Raw genomic sequence first — 18,554 nt, 5'->3', positions numbered from 1 at the left:
AATTTAGTTCAGCCAAGCTTTATCAGTCTCTTATTTATTTGCTACTCCGCAATTATCGAATCACTATCAGTCCTTTTACTTTGACTAATTTCTCGACTTATCTTTTGAATATGCGTTTCTTTAGTATCACTATCTTGAAACGGCGGAATATTCATACGTTGTAATGCTTCAAACATCTCAAGGTCTAACGCTTTATTCGACGCCAATACGTCTATTAACGGCGTTAGGGTTTGTGCTAGTTGTTGAAGAATATCTTGACTAAGCTCAGCTTGGTTTACTTGATTATCTTTCTGACCAGTTTCAATATTCACTGCTAAATTCAGACCAGAAATTGCCTCACTTAATTTAGCTAAACCGCTGTGTTGGCTATCTTTCAAAGTTATCGTCATTTCCTGTAAACTTTGCTGCAATAATGCGACTTGATTAGCGACGGTCTTGATCGGGTTGTCATTACCATTTAGGTTTTGGTGGCGTGCATAATCTTTTTTAATCTGTATCCAACGTGCTGCCTCAGCGTCATTTAATGTTCCGCGCAACTCACCAAGTTTGAGTAAGTTTTCCTCGGCGCCAATGGTTAACGTTTGCGCTTCGCTTCGATAATGATCTGCGATCAATTGCTCAAGCTCATCATCTGTCATTACAGGGACAACCTTCTCAACCATTTTATTCATGTTTCGATAGCTACCTTGCAATTTGAAAGGTGGCTCTGTTCGGTACTTATCGTCTTGCGCTGCAGAGGCAATGTATTGGGTATTCGCTTTTAGAACCGTTTGTTGGATTTTTCTAATGCGTTGAATGACGGCTACAATTTCATTAATTTCAGCTTGCGAGTAATCATGTGCTAGCTCATTTGCGTTTACTGGTTGACCGTCGGCCATTTTTACTAACTTATAGAGATCATCCATATCCCGGGTTGCCAACGGTGCAAGATAACGATTACTTGTTAAGCTGTTTTCAATAAAACTTAGTGAAAACTCCATTTCACGACCACTTAATGTGTCACCCAAGTTATAAATATCTGCTCGGTTTGCGAGCATGTCCGGGATTTTGAACGCTTCTCCTGATTCCGTATATGGGTTTCCAGCCATAACTACTGCGAACTTCTTACCACGCATATCATAAGTTTTGCTTTGCCCTTTCCATACACCATCAATTTTACGTGAACCATCACACAAAGAGATGAACTTCTGCAAAAACTCGGGATTAGTGTGTTGAATGTCATCGAGATACAACATGACATTATTACCCATTTCAAACGCTAGGTTGATTTTCTCTACTTCACTTTTCGCTGTTGAATTAATCGCTTGAGACGGATCCAATGATACTTGGTCATGACCAATTGATGGGCAATTGATCTTAACAAACGTCATTCCTAATTTACTGGCGATATATTCAATTAGCGTAGTTTTACCATAACCAGGAGGGGAAATTAGCAACAACAAGCCCATTAAGTCAGAGCGTTTTTGACTGCCCGCAGCACCTATTTGCTTCGCTAAGTTTGCGCCAATAATTGGGAAATAGACGTCGTTAATGAGTTTATTTCTGACAAAAGACGACAATGCTTTGGGCTTAAAATCATCTAATTTAAGTAACTCTCGTTGCTTTGCAATAACCTGTTGCTTCTTTTGATGAAACTGTTGAAAAAGCTCAACAACGTTAAAATAGTAATGACTCAGGCGAGCAATAAACTCTTGATAGTTAATATCGATGCAACGCTCTTTAATTCTCCGATGTTGACCTAATAAACCTTCCACTGTTATTTCCACATTAGCGTCAGAACTATAAAATAGCTCTTGATCATTCGCGGTTAAATAGATCGCTGCTTCAATAAGTTCATCCGTATCGACAGTTATGTCCTCACTATAGCTAAAAGCCTGTAGCCAATGATAATGTAAATTGTATTTTTGCAAGGTCGTTTCACAACCAACAAGAGCTTGTTTAATTTGCTCGCCAACTTTATTTCGCTTTATCGCTAATTCATATTGCTGCACAAATGATAAAGTGTTTGCTTTTATGACAAACTTATCTTGATTAGATGCTAATTCATCAATTAAATAACTGGCGGACAACTTAACATTAGCCGCTAACCACAAATGGGTCTGATGATAATCAAGTAACTTCTCGGCAAGCTCATTGGTCAACGTTTTTCTTAATTGAGTTGTGCCAAATACTTTTTCCATAAGTGCAAGGTTTTGACAACGACTTGAAAGATACTCTTTATCTTGCTCACACAAATGCTCTAAATAATAAAAAATAGCTAGCTTTCTTTCCTCTATGGGATAGGCAAGTGAACCAATTGAGGCTTTCAATGTTAATAATGCAGTTAGTATCTTGGTCGCATCAGCATCATGGACACCTTTATCATACCCTTCCTGATACCTTGGTTGAGCAAACTGATAAACAAAAGCTTCCAGTTCGTTACTTTCAAAGGCGTTTAATAAGGCTTTTTCATCAAATGTTTCTTGCTTTTGCGCTTCGAACAAAATTGAAGCCGCTAAATACTCTCCACGATAAACCTGCGCAGACTCTGAAACCAGCTCTTGCTCCCATAATGCTTCAGTACCTAAAAACAAGTCTTTGGGAAGTTCTTCAAAAAACTCACTACCACTGATATGCAAAAGCATTTGTTCTTGCTTTGGTAATAAGGTTAACTCTAATTTTTGTTTGTTCACTGAAAACTGGTGATCACCAATTTTAACCAAGGTACCATCTGCAGAGTAAATGTCTGAACGATCTCGCAGTGCTCTAGTGGCTTGTTCTTTAGCATTCTTTAATTGGGCTTCTAAATCATCGGCACGAACTTGATCATCTAATTCTCTTAATTGACTGATTACTTGTCTAAGTTTCGACACCATAGGGTCACCAGCGAAATAGCTATTCAGTTCCTTGGTTTCACTAAATGCTTGGCTTCGCCTGATAATACCTTCGATAATGCGTTGTGCTGCTGTCATTAAATTCAGACATCTGCGCTGTTGGGTATCAATTAACTGTTGCTTATGTTGCTCAAAGCTGTCGTAGATCTCATCCCGCTTAATCAATATCTGTTGATAGAATTCATCATAATCGCTAAATTGACTCTCAAGTTCCTCCAACTGAACTAAGATTTGCGACAATTGCTCATCACATAACTGAGGCGACGTACTTGCACTCAGACCGCTGGTAACGCTTTGCGATAGGAGCTTAAAACGGGCTCCGAACTCAGCGCTAGCTTCTTCACTACCGACTTTTTTTGCCGCCAATTCAGCGGTAGCTTTAACTCGATTAATTTGACCAAATATCGAGGAAATATCCTCTAAAATACGCGTTCTTTGGCGACTATCTTCAATGTCGATGGACAACATCGTATGGTTTAATAGTTCCAATTCTGAGATCAGCAATGCAATATCGTCGTGCACTGGAACAAGAGATAATACAGAGTCACTTTCTTCAACTTGCTGCTCTAGCGCTTTAACTCTGTTAAGGTACGGTTCTAAAGCATAATCAGTAAGTAAAAAATCGGCTGTGGCTTGACTTAACGAGGCTGTTTTTTGTGCTAATTGATCTTCCATCATGTCAATAGTTTGCTCATCGACATACTTCAGTTCTTTTAAGGTTAACAACTCCCCTTTAAAACTCGTCAGTTTCGTTAAGTACTGTACATACTCTGTTGACGATGAAAACTTAGAAACTTCCGTTTCTTGAATGAGTTGCTCAAACTTTGTCTGACATGCTAATAATGCAGCTTTGCTTTTTTCCTTAACACTAAAGACCTTTTCAAACTCATCTAAGACGAGTTCTGAGGTATCAGTTATTTGCTTAATAATATCTCGAGTTTCATCAAGTTTTGCTTCTTCAAGCCAATGATATTTATCAAATAACAACTTGGTTTCTTTAATTAGATCGTGATAGTGCTGACTAGTTACTTCATTTACCGCTATCTTGCGGGAGATGTTGTACAAATCAGAAATCCCTCTTACCAATTCGGGATTACCTATTTTGCCATAAAAACTATTATCGAGCGGTTGTTGACTAGCAAACTCAGGCGAGCAAAATGGTGTTTTCCAGATTTGCATGGCATGAACTCGAGAAGGTTCCGATTCCGCTTTAAAAATAACCGCTTGACCATCTTCATAAATACTTTGCCCATGCCCATATATCGGATTTTGCAATGTACGTGTGATTAAGTTGTAACCAAATAGTGCGTATTGGCCCTCATTAGGTTCAAAGAATATGTAAAGAAAATCTTCACCATTGGGCGATTTTATCACCCGATGTAATTGCAAGTCTTCTGCATTATCTTCAAAACGCTTATGATCACCATTTTGTAAATAATAGCCACCAGGGAATATTATCCCATGATCTTCGGGTAACTGAATACAGGCATGAGCAATCGCATCTTGACGGAGTACTTGCTGCGTTTTGCTATTATAGATGAGATGTCTAGTTTGCTCTTCTCGATAAGGTTTTATCTTTAATAAAATTAACTCACCAACTCTAGCATAGTGAATATCAGCATCATCGAGCGATTGATGTTCATCTTCTACTGGTTCTGAATAAATGCCCTCGCCATCTTCGGTGTTGTTTTCAACTTTTAGCGTTATTGTTCCACCTGTTGATTCAACAAACAGGGTGTCAAATAAATTATAATGAGGAAATTTGCCTTGCTCTTGTTGCTCACGTGTGACTTTTAACCACTCAAAGTCGAAGTTCTCCGGTGGCTTAATATCTCGCTCACCACGGTTATCGATATAACTAACACGATGATCGACATCTATCGCCCAACGGAATACTCTAATATCATCAATACGTTCGCCAATCCTAAAGATGGCAAAAAGCTTACTACCTTGACGATAAACATGAGCTAGATATGTTTTATTGTAGTAAGTATAAAGCTCATTGAAATCCCTTATAAAATTAGCATCGTCTAAAAACGAGTCTTCAGCTGGTACATCAACAATTTCAAGCCCGCTTTCAGTTTGTTGGAGTTGGTGCAAACTAAAGACATCGGCTACGGTAATGTTTCGTTTTAGTCCCAAAAAGACGTTATATCCAAAGAGTAAGGTATCTCCAACAGCAGCAATATCACGAGCAACACAATTATGTTCGGTTCTTACTCTGATACGCGCAGCTACCGTCATATCTGTTGAGCCGAACGTTGTTAAACGTTCATTATTTAACTGCTTAATTTGCGTGTTTAATGCTTCGCCTAAAGCCGTTAAACGTCGTTGAATAATATCGTAAGAACCGCTATCAACCTCTGACGGATTGCTAAGACTTTCCTTATCAGACATGTAAAACTCCATACCCCAAAATTTGCCATAACATCGCCTGTTAATTAATTAGTTTTACAGGCATAGGCTGCAACATTGCACAGCCTGATTTTCATAAATGTAATTAAAAAGTACTTATTTAATATCTGACTTATCTTGATTGCCTAAATTTAACAAACTCGCCAACGCTCCCTTTTGAGTTTCGTCAGCATTGTTTAAGGTTGATAACAATTTGGCCATGTTAAAGTTTTTTAGGGTTTCGCTTGATTGAGCAGCTCCTGAAAACACATTTCCTAAATCATCCATAATGTTTCTATCACCTTCGAGTTGATCTTTAAATAAGCGTTTTACGGTATCACTCTCACTCACTAAACCATCAAGCGATTTACCGACAGTGATTGATTTCATAAATTGTCGTAAGAAGTCACCATCGCCTCCCATGATATTGATATTAGCTTCCGCTAAAGCTGTTGCTAACACTTCGGCTTGCTTCTCCGCCAAATCAACACTGTTAGAAAGTTTTGCAAAGGTTAGCTCTCTTTCTTGATTTAAGCGCAATCCAAACGTTTCAAACTCTCTCGCTTGCTCAGACATTGAATTCAACACGTCTTGTTTCTCACGTAAACCTTTAGCTTCTGCGAGTGATTTCTCTTCAATACCTTTGGCTTCAGCTGTTAAACGCAACTCTAATGCTCTTGCCTCTGCTTCCCCCTGACGTTCACTTGCATCAGCCTGCGCTAACGTAACTTGTGCTTCAGCTAAACCTTTACAGGCCGCTTCTGCTTGATTACCTTCCGCTAGAATCCGTTTTGATTCAGCTTGTTTACTCGCAGCCTTCAGCTCCGCATCAGCCATTGTTTGCATTTTTTTCGCAATAAATTCTGCTGCTTGTTCCTGAGCCTTAGCTGACTCGATATCTTTAACAAGCGCTTCTTCTGCTTGTGCTTGAGCACTGATAACTTGCTGCTCTTTTTTACGATTCGCTTCAGAAACGACACGAAGATCTTTAATTCGCTCTTCTTCTTCAGCAACATTCTTTTCAACTGCGATACGCTCTCGATGAACATCTGCAATGTTTTTGCGCTCTACTTCAAGAGCTTTTTCTTTATCGATGCGTAATATCTCTACTTCTTTTTGTCTGTCGATTTCTTCGATTTGACGAGCTCGAGTTACCTTTTCTTCTTCAATTGCTAAAGCACGCAATCTGTTTTGCTGTGCAATTTCTGCCTCTCGTTGTTTATTTTCTTCGGCAACAGCTATCATTTGTTCAGTATCAATGCGTGCTCTTTCTGATTTCGCTCGTTCTTCTTCAACTATTTTTGCGGTTTCTGCTTCTTCTCTTGCTTTTAGTGTTGCTATTTCTCTTGCTTGCTTTGCTTGGGCATCCGCTAATTGACGATCAAGCTCTAATCTTTTTTCTTCTGCATCAACGTTCTGACGTTTTATCCTTACTTCTTCTTGGCGTTTCAAATCGTTAGTCTCGACACTTTGTTGCGCAGTAAGTTCTGTTATGCGTCGAATACCTTCCGCATCCATAATATTATTAGGGTCAAGATCATGAATTGAGGTTTGTTCAAGAAAATCAATTGCAACATCCTCAAGGACATAGCCTGATAAGTCTTGACCTATAACGGCTTTAATTTTATCTCTAAAATTATCTCGCTGAGTAAATAACTCGGTAAAGTTTAATTGCTTACCAACCGTCTTTAACGCTTCGGAAAATTTTGCTTCAAATAGTTCTTGAAGTGTTTCTGGAAAAGAAGAACGTTCACAGCCTACTTGCTTAGCAACACGTAATATGTCTTCTTTCGTCTCATTAACTCGAATATAAAACGTAATAATAATATCTGCTCTAATATTATCTTGGCATATCAAACCTGAGCGACCTTTTCGCTCTAACACCATACGTTTGGTTGAAATATCCATAATTTCTTTTTTATGGATAACAGGAATAACCATTCCACCTGTCGTGGTAATTTCTGGTTCAGCGCGCAGCTTGTTTATAATAAGTGCCTGACCTTGTTCGACTTTATTGTAAAATTTAGCAACCATTATTAACATGGAAAAGACTAATAGTGCGCCTATTCCTATCGCTAAATAAAGGGGTTCCATTACCATGAGCATTTCCTCTTGCTATTTTTCACTAAAACAGTGAAATTTATTGATATTAATATTTTGGTTTTCGTTAAATTGTTATCGCTGATAAGGAGCAACAACATAAACATGTTGATCTTGGAGGTAGTCGACAACAACCGCACAATCCCCCTGAGATAAAATTTGATCTGGCGCACACCGAACATTTACCAAAATTTCAGCGCCATTATGAGATATACGAGCCTGACCAAAGTCTGCATTCACTATGCTGGTAGCGATAATTGCCTCAAGACCAACCAAGTGCTGACTTGTCACTGTTTCAGCACTTTTAAACATTCCTTTAAGCGGACGAATAATCAGTGCAGTAATCGGTAGTGAAATTATAAACACCACTAAGCCGCTAACTGTACCAAATAGATAATAAAGCCAACCATCTGGTAACAAGGCCAATATATAATGTTGAGAGTAAAAGCTGATCAGCCAACAGACTAAAATTAAGATACTAATCACTAACGTAAAAGGAATTCCGGTCAAACCGAACGTTAAGAATAATCCCGTTAACCCTGAAACGGATGTAGCCGCATCGGCATCGAGATCAACCTCCATATCTCCCGATAAATCTAGATCAACAACCCCGAACAATCCGACCAGCCAATAGACAATGACCACACCAAGCAAGACAGAATAAATCAGCGATGGAAAATGAGAGGAAACTTCTAAGACATATGTCATTGTTCATCCTTAAACATAGCTAGGGCTCGTCAATTGAGCACTAAAATCAATGTAATTAGCATAACGGGTTGACATATTATGTCAACCCGTTATGCTAATTAACAGTTTTATAACATTGAAAAGTAGCACAAGAGTATTAATAAGTCATCGCTTTTATCTCAAAAATAATATTGGTTAGTTATTTTATATGACTTTTGATGGGTAATAGTTTTATGATAAAACGATAAAGTAATCTAACAATTGTAAGGACATAATGTAATGAAATGTACGAGTTGCAAGCAAGGTGAATTAATCCCTAGCTTCTTAGAAGGACTGTTTAGAGCGCATACATGCTCTCATTGTGGCGGGAACTGGGTATTGATTGAAGATTATGTGGCATGGAAAGAGAGAAATCCACAACACCATTTTGACAACACTATCGATGTGCAACTCGATGAATCTAAGCAAGCAGTTCTTTGCCCTGTTACCGGCACGATAATGCGTAAACTTAGACTATCCCCTAACACAGAACATCGCATAGACTACAGTGCGAGTGTCGGTGGAGTTTGGTTAGATAAAGGTGAATGGGAGCTACTAAAAAAAGAAGGTTTAGCCGGTTCACTCAATGGCGTTTTAACCGCACATTGGCAAAAGAACATCCGAATGAGTAGTACAAAAGAGCACTTCGCAGAAATTTACAAAGAAAAGTTTGGTGAACAGACTTATCAAAAAGTTAAAGAGCTTAGAGAATGGTTAATCCAACAGCCCAACAAAGCTGACTTAAGGGCTTATCTATTGGCCGAAGACCCATACTCTGCAGAAAAGTAACACCATAGGAGGATATATGAGAGGAGCAGGTGGAACATCTGGCGGATTAGGCCATTTTTTCATTGGTTTGATAATGATGTCTGGTGGTTTTTATATGCTATTAAATGCGATTTCCGTTTCATCAAGTTTTGGCATGTCGACAAGACTCTATAGTTTTTCAGCTATGGGTAGTAGTTATCAACTGACTAGCGGAATGATTATGATCCCCTTTATCTTCGGTATTGGGATGATCTTTTACAACAGTCGCAACTTATTCGGCTGGATATTATCAATTGGCTCTATTGCCGGTCTCATCTTTGGAGTTATTTCATCTATTCGATTCAGCTTCAAAACCATGAGCTCTTTTGATCTAATCGTCATACTGATTCTAGCCATTGGTGGTTTAGGTTTATTTTTACGTTCATTAAAAGCATTAGATGAAAAACTGCCTGATTGATGACAATTCTTGATGAGAGTACTTGGCAACCGACCTCTTGGTCGGTAAGATAAGCTTAATCACTAAAGAGGTACAAACTTGTGAGAGACGCTGAAACTACCCGCCAAAGAATATTAGCTATTAGTGCTGAAGAAATAAGAAAGCATGGTTTTACCGCCACAAGCTTATCAACCATCTTATCTCGTTGCGATATATCTAAAGGCGCCTTGTATCACCATTTCACTAATAAAATGGAACTAGGATACGCAGTATTTGAAGAAGTATTTACGCCAGAGTTTATCGCACTCTGGGAGCCGGCGGTTTCAGTTGCCGATCCCATAGAGGGGTTATGCGAGTTTTTTGAGAGCATGCTCACTGAAATTAGTTGTGATGAACTCGCGTGTGGATGCCCACTCAACAACCTTTGTCAGGAAATGTCATCAGTCGATGAAGGGTTTAGGTTACGTATTCTTAGTATGCAACAGCAGCTAAATGGCTTAATCGCTAAAAATCTTGCCAGAATTTCCAATCAACTTAACGACAACGTTGACGTTCAGCAAGTTGCTTATTTTATTGTTGCTACTTTTCATGGTGCATTAAACTTAAGTAAGAGTTCTAAAAACAGCGAACTTTTTTCTATGGTTATTAAAGAGTTGTGTAAGTATATAAGAAATCTAAAAGCTACTGTGAAACTTCCTAATTAAGCCTTTACAATGAAATTAGCTAACTTAGTTAAATCTTTTATTTACAAACCGAGCGGTCGGTATGTAAAATACCACTATTACGTATTTTGACTATCGACCATAAAGGACAACCTATGCACCGCCTCGTTCAGTTTTCATTATTATTAATTGCTCTATCGTTATTACCTTGTCAAGCTGTCGCTAATCAAGCACCATTATCACCGTACAAAGTGGTTGAGGAGACTGGCAGTCGTTTATTCGAACGTATTAAGAATAATCAACAGGAGTTAAAAAAGTTTCCTGAACTAATGCGTGATATCGTAAAAGAGGAACTCATGCCTGCGATTGATTATCGCTATGCTGCTTTTAAAATTTTGGGTAACAAGCATTTATCAAAAACCACTAAAGAGCAAAGGCAGAATTTTGTCGAATCAATGAAACAATACTTAGTTCGTACTTATGCATCCGCACTTACCCAATATCATGATCAACAAGTATTATTTGAACCTGAAAAGTCTACTGGAGATAAATCGATTGTTGCCGTCACTGCCAAAATTGTCGAAGCAAACAAACCAGAAATAGACTTGGTATTTCAATTAAGAAAAAATAAGCAAACGGGTGAATGGAAAGCCTTTAATTTAATTGCCGAAGGTATATCATTACTTGACAGCAAGCGTGCTGAACTCAATAATCGCATTGAAAAATATGGTATTGAGCAAGTTACCGTTGAACTAGCAGCATTATCTAAGTAACTTTAGCGTTAAGATGGGTTGATCTTTAGAGGCTATGTTGGCAGCAATTGTTGATGTTGTAATACAAGATAGCGTTGATGCCGTGTGGTTATTCCACGTAAATTAACGATAACGCAGTAAAGAAACATCAGAAATGCTGTCCTTTGGATTTGTTTAACTGCATATTACGCTTTGCTACTTGCTCTGCGCATAGAATAACTATGCGTATCACTAGTGCCGCGATTAACATGCAGTTAATTCGAACAAAATTCAACCATAAAAGATCAACACGCCCGAGTAAAACCATATAATCTGTTAGGTATTTTAATGGCCTTAAAAATCGATCATGTTACTATTCTCGTGTCTTCACTTGAGCACAGTATGCCCTATTATGAGAAGCTTTTATCCCTTATTGGCTATACGAAATTGCGAGACTTTGTTTGGACTGATCAACAAGGCTTCTATTTTCAATTTAATCAATCAAAAGCAGGTAGCAGCCCTTATGAACGCTTTGGGGCAGGAATGAATCACTTGGGATTTACCGCTCCTTCTAGTGAGTTTGTTTATCATGTACAACAAGAGATGAAAGCCAGCGGGTTCGAAGTACCAGAAATACAAAACTTTGGTGACGTACGAGCACTGTTTATGAAAGATCCAGACGGAATACGCTTTGAAATTAGCTATTACCCGCCTGGCGTTCAAGCTGTAGATTAAACAATAGGTTTAACTATTGAATAATTTTAATCCAATCCCCCGGCTTCGGTTCACCTCTGGGATATAAGCCGTTTAATAACCTTAACTGTTGAGGCGTATAAGCTCCCAAATTTATCTGTTTAGCCAATTCGTCGATGTCAGTATTTTCATTAGCCTTTACATAATGAATTGTCATCGATTTTTTAGGTCGTCTAATATTACGCTCAGGCCTAAAGGTTTTAATACTTTTTAAGAACATTGCATCATAATCTACACCTTGAGTTGGCTTTATTACTTTGCCTTTAATTACATAGGCTCTAGTCCCCTGAAACAATACCGCGACCCTCTGTTCTTGATTATTTTTATCACCACTAATAATACCTGTGTGTCCGATCAAGCCATTTTGCGCAAAATCTTCAGACCGTAATAAGAGGTTTTCACCAATAGCACCTCTTAAATATTCATCTGGCGGCACGCGCTGACGATTCAATCCTATTTGTAGTGTCATGTTCGCTGATTTATCTTTTGCAGAGCCAACAATTGCACTGCGCTGATTTTCCACTTCCCAGTCTTTCGGAAATTTAATAGAAAAACCAAGTTTTCGATGAATATATCGCCCTTCCTCTACTGGCTTCTCTTTCATCATTGCCTCGTAGTTCACGCCATATACCATACCTTGAATATGCTCTCGATAGGGTTGTTCTAAGACTTCTGCACCTTCAGTTTTGGGGAGTATTCCAGCTTTAGCAATAACTTCTTTTAAGCGAACATCATTTCGAGGATGAGTTGAAAACACCCCATGATAGCTCACAGGTCGCTTTCCTTCGCTCTTAGCTCGATAGCGTGTAAATTTCTCTTGGTCTTTTAAAACACCAATAGTTTCCACGATCGCTTGAGGATCGTAACCCGTTTTAAACAAATATTCCGCGGCTAAACCATCTGCTTCAAGTTCCATTTCTCTTCCATAGCCTTTTACTGCAGCTGTTCCCCATAAACTTGTTGCATCACCCAGTGCCGCTTGACCCGTTGCTAAAACAGACAATATCGACAACGTCGTTGCACCTGTTCGAGCAGCATCTTGCCTTACAACATGTCTAGCTGTGACATGCGCAATCTCGTGAGCAAGCACGGCAGCAAGTTGCGCTTCAGAGTTTAAATAAGCTAACAATCCTCTGTTGATATAAATGTAGCCACCTGGTAACGCAAAAGCGTTAATGTCAGGTGCATCAATAATATGAAATTGATAGCTTATATCTGGCCGATGACTATTTTTTACAATTTTCTGTCCGACTGTATTGATATACTCTGCTAATTTTTCATCCTGATATATCGGCATAGACTTCATCAGTTTTTCATGCATTTCCCGACCTGTTTCGATTTCTTCTTTTTCAGACATAAAAACCAAGTCAGGAGTGCCTGTAGCTGGGTTAACTGCACAGGACGACAAAAAAGCACACATCGTCAATATTCCAAGACCTTGTAGTAAATAACCAAAGTTCATCATTTAAGCTTCCATCTATTCGTTAACGATATAATAACGCTATATGCCGCTATTAGTTGAGAAAAATGTATTAAGTTGTGCAGCCATTGCTTTACATGCATCACCTTGAACTGGCGCAATTAACGGTATTGGAACCACGACCGCAGGCACATATGATGTGCCATCGGTGACACTGCTGACTTTACCGAGAATCTGCCCATTTTTATAATCCCAAATAGTCGCTTCGTATTCAGCTTTAGTGTCCCAGGTACCAAAACCAAAACAGGCGACTCCGGTAGCTGCTAAGCCACAGCTGATACTGCCCGCAGAGCGAGTTTTCTCCGTGTTACCGTCAACCCAAACGATATACTTAACATTAAACCCTTCTATAAGTTGTGAAACTCGCTCATAAGCCAATAATCGTTTTAAGTCACGAATATGAGCAGGTGCAGTACGCGCTTCAAACCACGGATACAAGGTATCGACAAAATCTTGTTCCGGAACAACCGAAACGCCTTGATTAGACCCATTAATAACATCGCCAATACAAGATACAAGTTCAGGCTCTGTTTCATAATCACTACCAGCACGTCTACCAATAACGACAATAGAAGAATCTGCTTCCAAGGAAACTTGTTGATGCTTTACTTGATCTACAGTTACCGATGTACAGCCACCACTGCCGAGCATGATGCCCAAGCAGAGCATTAGTGTTACTTTAGTTTTAACGATCATATGTACTCTCCAACTATCATGCGGTAGTAAAATATTAGACCTTCAAACTATCCTTTTAGTTTCTTTTCCTTGTCAAATGCCTTGTTATTTAACGCCACGTTTTTACTATTCAACCACTGACTAATTTCAGGTAAGTTAATAAATCTTATTGATAAACCGGCCCCAAGATCTCTTAACGCTATGACTAACGCATCATTTAGCGCTTGTTCATTAGATTTAAAAAATGCAGTGGGTGTTTTTCCATAAGATGTTAAGATCCAATCAGCGATAATCTGACCCTGCTCATCAAATACCCTTATGTTATATTTTAGCCAAACTTCGTACATTTTGCCGCGTGTTTCCCTTGGTACGCTATATTGAAAACTTTCCAAATTCGGCTCAATAAAAAGATCAAATTTAGGGGTCTGATTGGGTGCTACTGATGCGATGTTTACCGATTGCGAAAACATTGCACCAAAAACTGTATTCATTAAATCAACTTGCGCATTACCTATAGTGATCTCCCACTCACTTCGTTGTTCATTAGTTTCAATATATTGATAAGCGCGAAACTCAGGCGACATAACCACTCCAACACGCAACGGTAATTGGTTTACAACAGGCACAGGAAATGTCCCTTCAACATTTAAGGTACTTTTACAGCCAGATAGAAGCCCCAAAAAAACCATCCATAGATAACATAGCGCTTTTACTTGTAACTTTTTGTTAAACATAAATAATCACCTATTTCCACTTATGGCCGAAAATCATTTAAACCAACAAACGTTCCACCATTTTGAAAGGTTAATTCTCTCATTAAGGTTGCAAACCTAATCCCTGTCGTTTGCAAGTGACGTTGTCTGGCAAATTGCACAGGAAAGCCGACAGCATGAATACGTACCAAGCGCTCCCTGCTCTGATTGGCTTGATTAATGCGATCTATTGTTTCAATCACATTTTGAATTGAGCGTCCTGAAAACTCATCCCCCATGACATAAAGGCTAATTTTTTTATCTTGAGCAAAAAACGTACTGATTGCCTTTTGAACACCTTCGACAGGGCTTGAGTTACTAAATGGGTTCCAAGAGCGTAAACGATTAATGATAGCTGAACGACGAGCAGGTGTATCAGGTATCCATTTTCTCCGATAGTTGGTAAACATATAATCCCCCATGTCGTTCATAATCTGAATACCTTTGACTTCTGGATAAATATTCAAGGTTGCGATAACCTCATCGATCATCCGCTGCCAACCGTAATTAAACATACTGCCAGAGGTATCAATAATAAAAATCAAATATTCGCTATCGACCGGTATGCCACCAACCAGATCATTTTTGCTTTTGTAGTTTTGCCCTAGCAAGCGTTCCATTTCTTCGGTTAGTTGCTGCATAGCTATGGCTAACTTACCCTTCTCTTTTTGACTAAATGAAGCAGCTTTTGCCATTTGAGCATACTGAGCTTCTATCGTGGCTAAACGCGTTTTTAGTATGGCTATCCGCTCTTTATTGACGTCGATTTGTTCATGCTTTGCGGTTAGCTCACGATTATAGACACTGGTCTCTCCACGAATTGCAAAGAGCTGTTCTTGCAAAGCTCTTACTTGCCCATCAAGCTTATTGGTTGACTCTTCCAGTACTATTGGCTCCATGGTTTTAGTTATCATTAACAACAAGATAATAGCGCCAAAACCACAGCAAATAACATCCAAAAACGCTATTGAAAACTCTTCTATGTTTCGACGTTTGCTAGCCATAGCTCCCCCTAAGGCCAATCACGAGAGGGGCTCATAAATGACCCTCGAGATAATTGTGCCAAACGCCAAAACGCCTCCGCCGCCATAGGATCTCCTTCCATAGGCCAAAGCAGAGTATTAACTGGGATATTAGCGGGCAAATAGGTTAACGCCTCTTCAAATAAGACTTCCCTTTCTGGACCTGAAATAGTGCCACTTTTCTTAGTTTGGGAGCCGATTGTAGGCAAACCGTCGGTGATCAGGATGATATTATCGGGAAGCGGATCAAGACTATTAATACTAGCAAACGCGTTTAATAAGCTAGTGCCGCCTTGAGGGACAACTTCATATAAATTAGTTAAACTCTTTTCCAATTGCTCCTGATCGGACAACACTAGCCACTGACCAAGAGTTGACTGATCTGATGCTGTAACCTTCGTGTTAAAGGTATGTATTTGATATTGGCTTTCTATGGGCAGCTTGGCAATCAACCATTCGACGGCCCTAACCGCCCGCTGCCATTTTTCTGATAGCTTTTTAGTATCATCCGACATATTACGTCGACGGATCACGTTAACAATTTGATGATCTAACATACTTGCCGAGGTGTCTAATAAAATGAGTATTCGGCTGCCACCTAAGCGTAATCCCGTTAAATATTGACGCTCTCCTTGGCCAATGAATCGCCTCGCATTATTACCTTTAGCTTGCTCTTCTTCTAATTTTTCTTTTTCTAATAATAGCGTTTTTAATTCTTCCTTCATTTTAACTATTTGCTGATCATCACTTTCGGTATCAATAGTGACTATCTTGTTTTTTATTGCATCAATTTCTTCATTAATGCGCCTTGCTAAACCATTGGCTTCGACCAACTCCTGATCGAGTAACGACAGCGTATTTTTTACCGCGACTAAATGTTCTTTACCGACTAATACTTCTTTTTCGAGTAGGTTAACCTCTGCCTGAAGATCATTGTTTTGACTTTCAACTTGTACATTGACATCGTGCTTGATAATTAAAAAGACAAGAACGACCGCACCAAAACCACACGACATGATATCGAGAAAAGACAAACTGAAAGTATTGAAACCACGCTTATTAGCCATGAACTTCACCTGATAACATAAGCTTAGCTAATGAAAACCAATTACCATTTTCAGCAAAAGTTACGAGGTCCCCTTTTTTAATCGTTGCCGTTTGTTTGATCAAAGTGTTGTTAAGATAAACTTTAGCGTGGCAATTATTTTTTATCGTCCAACAACCGTCTTGTAAAATTAATGTCAGCATGCTTTGTAATGGTTCTTGATCGACAAAAGATAAGCATTGGTCACTCTCTAATGGTAAAGCAATAACATCACTGCTGAGTTTAATAACATCACCATTAAAAATAATATGAGAAACCTCTTCTTTTGGCATAGGTTGCGCTAATACTTGATAAAATCGTGGTAATGCTGTGATCCTCGAAATGCCCTGAGAGTTTTGCTCAAGCACTGCATTTAACGATTGCCAATCAATACTGTGTTCAAAGGTAATAGGTGTTGCATCTAAAAATGATAAACGTTTACCGACACATCCAAAGGCTGTGCTATAAAAAATTGCTGATGATGGAACGTTAGGTGAAATGAACTGCCTTAAACTATCTTTAAAAAAACGCGAAACAATGGCATTAAAGTCATCGACACTAAAGTGATAGGTAATTTCGGACAACTCTTGATCACTGATGGTTATGCATGATGGCAAACTGGGATCTTTAATCAACGCGTATAACTGGTCTATTAGGCTTTGTTCTGCAATCGCAACATCAAAACAATCAAAACGATATTCGCTAATAAATTGCTGATTTAACCAAGTCGCTAGTTCTTCTAATAAATCTAAAAAACCATGCTGATTGACGACATGAAATTCGGTTAATTCAGCGTTATCACCTAATTGCACCATAGTTAATGTGGTTTGATGCAGGCCAAGATCGATAAAATAATTGGTAGTTTCATTACCTACAGATGCAACGGTTAATACTGACTTATCAATCACGGCAATCACATCGACATGGCACGCCTTAATAACACCAAGTAATAGAGATAACTGTTTTTCACTATATTGACCGTTAACCAATACCACCACTTGATGAAAAGCCGGCAACGACTTGAGCATTTCATTAAACTGCAAATAGACTAAATCAGCGTAATTATTTACTCGCTCATTAGCGCTGTCGATGTCATCTAAAGAAATTTGCTGCCAATAGTGGTCAAAGCAAGTTTGTGGATTGGTGCGGCTATGGTGCAATGCTTCTTCATCAAAAGTGACACCATCTTTAGTTACCCAGGCACTGCCCAGTTGATAGCAGGCCTCACCATCAAAGCGCAAAGATAGCTGGAAGTCATTGATATTCAATACCGCATAATTCATTGTTTTACCTCATCATTGTTTGACTTCATATGATTAAGTAAATTGTTATCACAATAATCTTGTGTATTTTGCACCAATCGTTCTTGCATAAGCTGCAATTGATGCATAAAGAACATCAAAAATATGCTGATAACAAGCGCAATAAATGTTGAATTAAATGCCACCCCCAGGCTGTTGGTGACACCTATGATATCGCCTTCTACGGCTTTATGTGCTTGTCCTAGCGCTTCACCAATTCCGCGAACAGTTCCAATAAAACCGATAGATGGTATCGCCCAAGCAATATAGCGAATCATTGCTAACTCACTATCGAGCTTGTCAGCTTCCGCTTCGCAGACATCTTTTATCGCGCTGGCAACGGCAGCGACATTGCCAGTTGTTGCAAACCTTTGCAGCGCTATAAGCAATGTGCGAGGTGCTAGCATTTGCTGCTGTTCTTTAGGTAATTCTTGCAACGGCCGAATTAAGTTTCGAGCATCAACAGGCAAAATACTGGTCCCCGGCTTTACATTGAGCATCGCATGATTAAGCATATTCTTTTCAAAATGAAAATATTTCGCTTTATATCCCATAATCAACAAAGCCCAACACATTAAAATTAAACAGGTTTCTTGCTCGTAGTCTTTAAGAACAACATAAAGTGAACGGTGATTGGTCACTAAACTTCCCGCAGCTTGCTGCGCGAGTTGCTGCTGCGCAATCGCGTCAGCTTTGGGACGAATCATGGTGACATAGGCAGCATGAACAACAATGATCGACAGTAACAGAGCGAAAATTTGATATATAAATTCATTACCTGCATTTCTCTTCATGGT

At 39.0% G+C, this 18,554-nt stretch carries 15 protein-coding genes; 5 read left to right on the top strand and 10 right to left on the bottom strand.

Annotated elements, in window-relative coordinates:
- Window positions 1-41: 41 nt before the first annotated feature.
- From ACSLUH_RS10135 to ACSLUH_RS10125, 3 genes are all read right to left on the bottom strand, one after another.
- Window positions 42-5,270, bottom strand: coding sequence for a DNA repair ATPase (locus tag ACSLUH_RS10135; protein ID WP_448566573.1), 5,229 nt, complete (start codon window positions 5,268-5,270; stop codon window positions 42-44).
- 114 nt (window positions 5,271-5,384) lie between these two features.
- Window positions 5,385-7,367 carry a flotillin family protein gene (locus tag ACSLUH_RS10130; RefSeq protein WP_448566572.1) on the bottom strand — a complete coding sequence of 661 codons (1,983 nt, stop codon included), beginning with the start codon at window positions 7,365-7,367 and terminating at the stop codon, window positions 5,385-5,387.
- Window positions 7,368-7,442: 75 nt separating this feature from the next.
- Complete coding sequence (locus ACSLUH_RS10125; protein ID WP_448566570.1) at window positions 7,443-8,075, bottom strand: DUF1449 domain-containing protein; 633 nt, start codon at window positions 8,073-8,075, stop codon at window positions 7,443-7,445.
- A 258-nt stretch (window positions 8,076-8,333) separates the two neighbouring features.
- On the opposite strand from ACSLUH_RS10125, the gene ACSLUH_RS10120 reads away from it, so the two are divergent.
- The 5 genes from ACSLUH_RS10120 to ACSLUH_RS10100 all read left to right on the top strand — a co-directional run bounded on the left by ACSLUH_RS10120 (window position 8,334) and on the right by ACSLUH_RS10100 (window position 11,425).
- A complete protein-coding gene (locus ACSLUH_RS10120) occupies window positions 8,334-8,882 on the top strand; it encodes a zf-TFIIB domain-containing protein (protein ID WP_448566568.1) in 549 nt (182 codons plus the stop codon).
- A 16-nt stretch (window positions 8,883-8,898) separates the two neighbouring features.
- Entirely contained in the window at window positions 8,899-9,318 is a 420-nt protein-coding gene (locus tag ACSLUH_RS10115) for a hypothetical protein (protein ID WP_448566566.1), read from the top strand.
- An 80-nt stretch (window positions 9,319-9,398) separates the two neighbouring features.
- Window positions 9,399-10,001: a TetR/AcrR family transcriptional regulator gene (locus tag ACSLUH_RS10110; RefSeq protein WP_448566564.1), complete on the top strand. Its 603-nt coding sequence runs from the start codon at window positions 9,399-9,401 to the stop codon at window positions 9,999-10,001.
- Window positions 10,002-10,114: 113 nt separating this feature from the next.
- Window positions 10,115-10,732 carry an MlaC/ttg2D family ABC transporter substrate-binding protein gene (locus ACSLUH_RS10105; RefSeq protein ID WP_448566562.1) on the top strand — a complete coding sequence of 206 codons (618 nt, stop codon included), beginning with the start codon at window positions 10,115-10,117 and terminating at the stop codon, window positions 10,730-10,732.
- Window positions 10,733-11,038: 306 nt separating this feature from the next.
- Entirely contained in the window at window positions 11,039-11,425 is a 387-nt protein-coding gene (locus ACSLUH_RS10100; protein ID WP_448566560.1) for a VOC family protein, read from the top strand.
- A gap of 13 nt (window positions 11,426-11,438) precedes the next feature.
- Here the strand turns inward: ACSLUH_RS10100 and ACSLUH_RS10095 are convergent, their stop codons facing one another.
- From ACSLUH_RS10095 to ACSLUH_RS10065, 7 genes are read right to left on the bottom strand one after another with little or no spacing between them, the layout of a single operon-like run.
- Complete coding sequence (locus tag ACSLUH_RS10095) at window positions 11,439-12,908, bottom strand: M48 family metalloprotease (RefSeq protein ID WP_448566558.1); 1,470 nt, start codon at window positions 12,906-12,908, stop codon at window positions 11,439-11,441.
- Window positions 12,909-12,944: 36 nt separating this feature from the next.
- Window positions 12,945-13,619, bottom strand: a complete 675-nt coding sequence (locus ACSLUH_RS10090) for a hypothetical protein (RefSeq protein WP_448566556.1) — start codon at window positions 13,617-13,619, stop codon at window positions 12,945-12,947.
- A 47-nt stretch (window positions 13,620-13,666) separates the two neighbouring features.
- A complete protein-coding gene (locus ACSLUH_RS10085) occupies window positions 13,667-14,332 on the bottom strand; it encodes a hypothetical protein (protein WP_448566555.1) in 666 nt (221 codons plus the stop codon).
- Between the two features lie 20 nt (window positions 14,333-14,352).
- Window positions 14,353-15,354, bottom strand: coding sequence for a vWA domain-containing protein (locus tag ACSLUH_RS10080; RefSeq protein WP_448566553.1), 1,002 nt, complete (start codon window positions 15,352-15,354; stop codon window positions 14,353-14,355).
- A gap of 8 nt (window positions 15,355-15,362) precedes the next feature.
- Window positions 15,363-16,439, bottom strand: coding sequence for a VWA domain-containing protein (locus ACSLUH_RS10075; RefSeq protein ID WP_448566551.1), 1,077 nt, complete (start codon window positions 16,437-16,439; stop codon window positions 15,363-15,365).
- Window positions 16,432-17,739 (bottom strand): hypothetical protein, encoded by a 1,308-nt coding sequence (locus tag ACSLUH_RS10070; protein ID WP_448566549.1) that lies wholly within the window; start codon window positions 17,737-17,739, stop codon window positions 16,432-16,434. Before ACSLUH_RS10070 ends, ACSLUH_RS10075 begins: the two co-directional genes overlap by 8 nt.
- Window positions 17,736-18,551, bottom strand: a complete 816-nt coding sequence (locus ACSLUH_RS10065; RefSeq protein WP_448566547.1) for a MotA/TolQ/ExbB proton channel family protein — start codon at window positions 18,549-18,551, stop codon at window positions 17,736-17,738. The genes ACSLUH_RS10070 and ACSLUH_RS10065 overlap by 4 nt, the downstream gene beginning before the upstream one ends.
- Window positions 18,552-18,554: the final 3 nt, after the last annotated feature.

This window comes from Thalassotalea ganghwensis (assembly GCF_053485795.1).
Note: the sequence above shows the minus strand (reverse complement) of the source record. Positions and strands in the feature narration are given on the sequence as shown.

Bases quoted from the DNA above. Each gene is read 5' to 3' on its own strand.
- ACSLUH_RS10085 (WP_448566555.1), bottom strand. From the start codon at position 14,332: ATGTTTAACAAAAAGTTACAAGTAAAAGCGCTATGTTATCTATGGATG.
- ACSLUH_RS10080 (WP_448566553.1), bottom strand. From the start codon at position 15,354: ATGGCTAGCAAACGTCGAAACATAGAAGAGTTTTCAATAGCGTTTTTG.
- ACSLUH_RS10065 (WP_448566547.1), bottom strand. From the start codon at position 18,551: ATGAAGAGAAATGCAGGTAATGAATTTATATATCAAATTTTCGCTCTG.
- ACSLUH_RS10075 (WP_448566551.1), bottom strand. From the start codon at position 16,439: ATGGCTAATAAGCGTGGTTTCAATACTTTCAGTTTGTCTTTTCTCGAT.
- ACSLUH_RS10105 (WP_448566562.1), top strand. From the start codon at position 10,115: ATGCACCGCCTCGTTCAGTTTTCATTATTATTAATTGCTCTATCGTTA.
- ACSLUH_RS10130 (WP_448566572.1), bottom strand. From the start codon at position 7,367: ATGGTAATGGAACCCCTTTATTTAGCGATAGGAATAGGCGCACTATTA.
- ACSLUH_RS10070 (WP_448566549.1), bottom strand. From the start codon at position 17,739: ATGAATTATGCGGTATTGAATATCAATGACTTCCAGCTATCTTTGCGC.
- ACSLUH_RS10115 (WP_448566566.1), top strand. From the start codon at position 8,899: ATGAGAGGAGCAGGTGGAACATCTGGCGGATTAGGCCATTTTTTCATT.
- ACSLUH_RS10100 (WP_448566560.1), top strand. From the start codon at position 11,039: ATGGCCTTAAAAATCGATCATGTTACTATTCTCGTGTCTTCACTTGAG.
- ACSLUH_RS10135 (WP_448566573.1), bottom strand. From the start codon at position 5,270: ATGTCTGATAAGGAAAGTCTTAGCAATCCGTCAGAGGTTGATAGCGGT.
- ACSLUH_RS10095 (WP_448566558.1), bottom strand. From the start codon at position 12,908: ATGATGAACTTTGGTTATTTACTACAAGGTCTTGGAATATTGACGATG.
- ACSLUH_RS10120 (WP_448566568.1), top strand. From the start codon at position 8,334: ATGAAATGTACGAGTTGCAAGCAAGGTGAATTAATCCCTAGCTTCTTA.
- ACSLUH_RS10090 (WP_448566556.1), bottom strand. From the start codon at position 13,619: ATGATCGTTAAAACTAAAGTAACACTAATGCTCTGCTTGGGCATCATG.
- ACSLUH_RS10125 (WP_448566570.1), bottom strand. From the start codon at position 8,075: ATGACATATGTCTTAGAAGTTTCCTCTCATTTTCCATCGCTGATTTAT.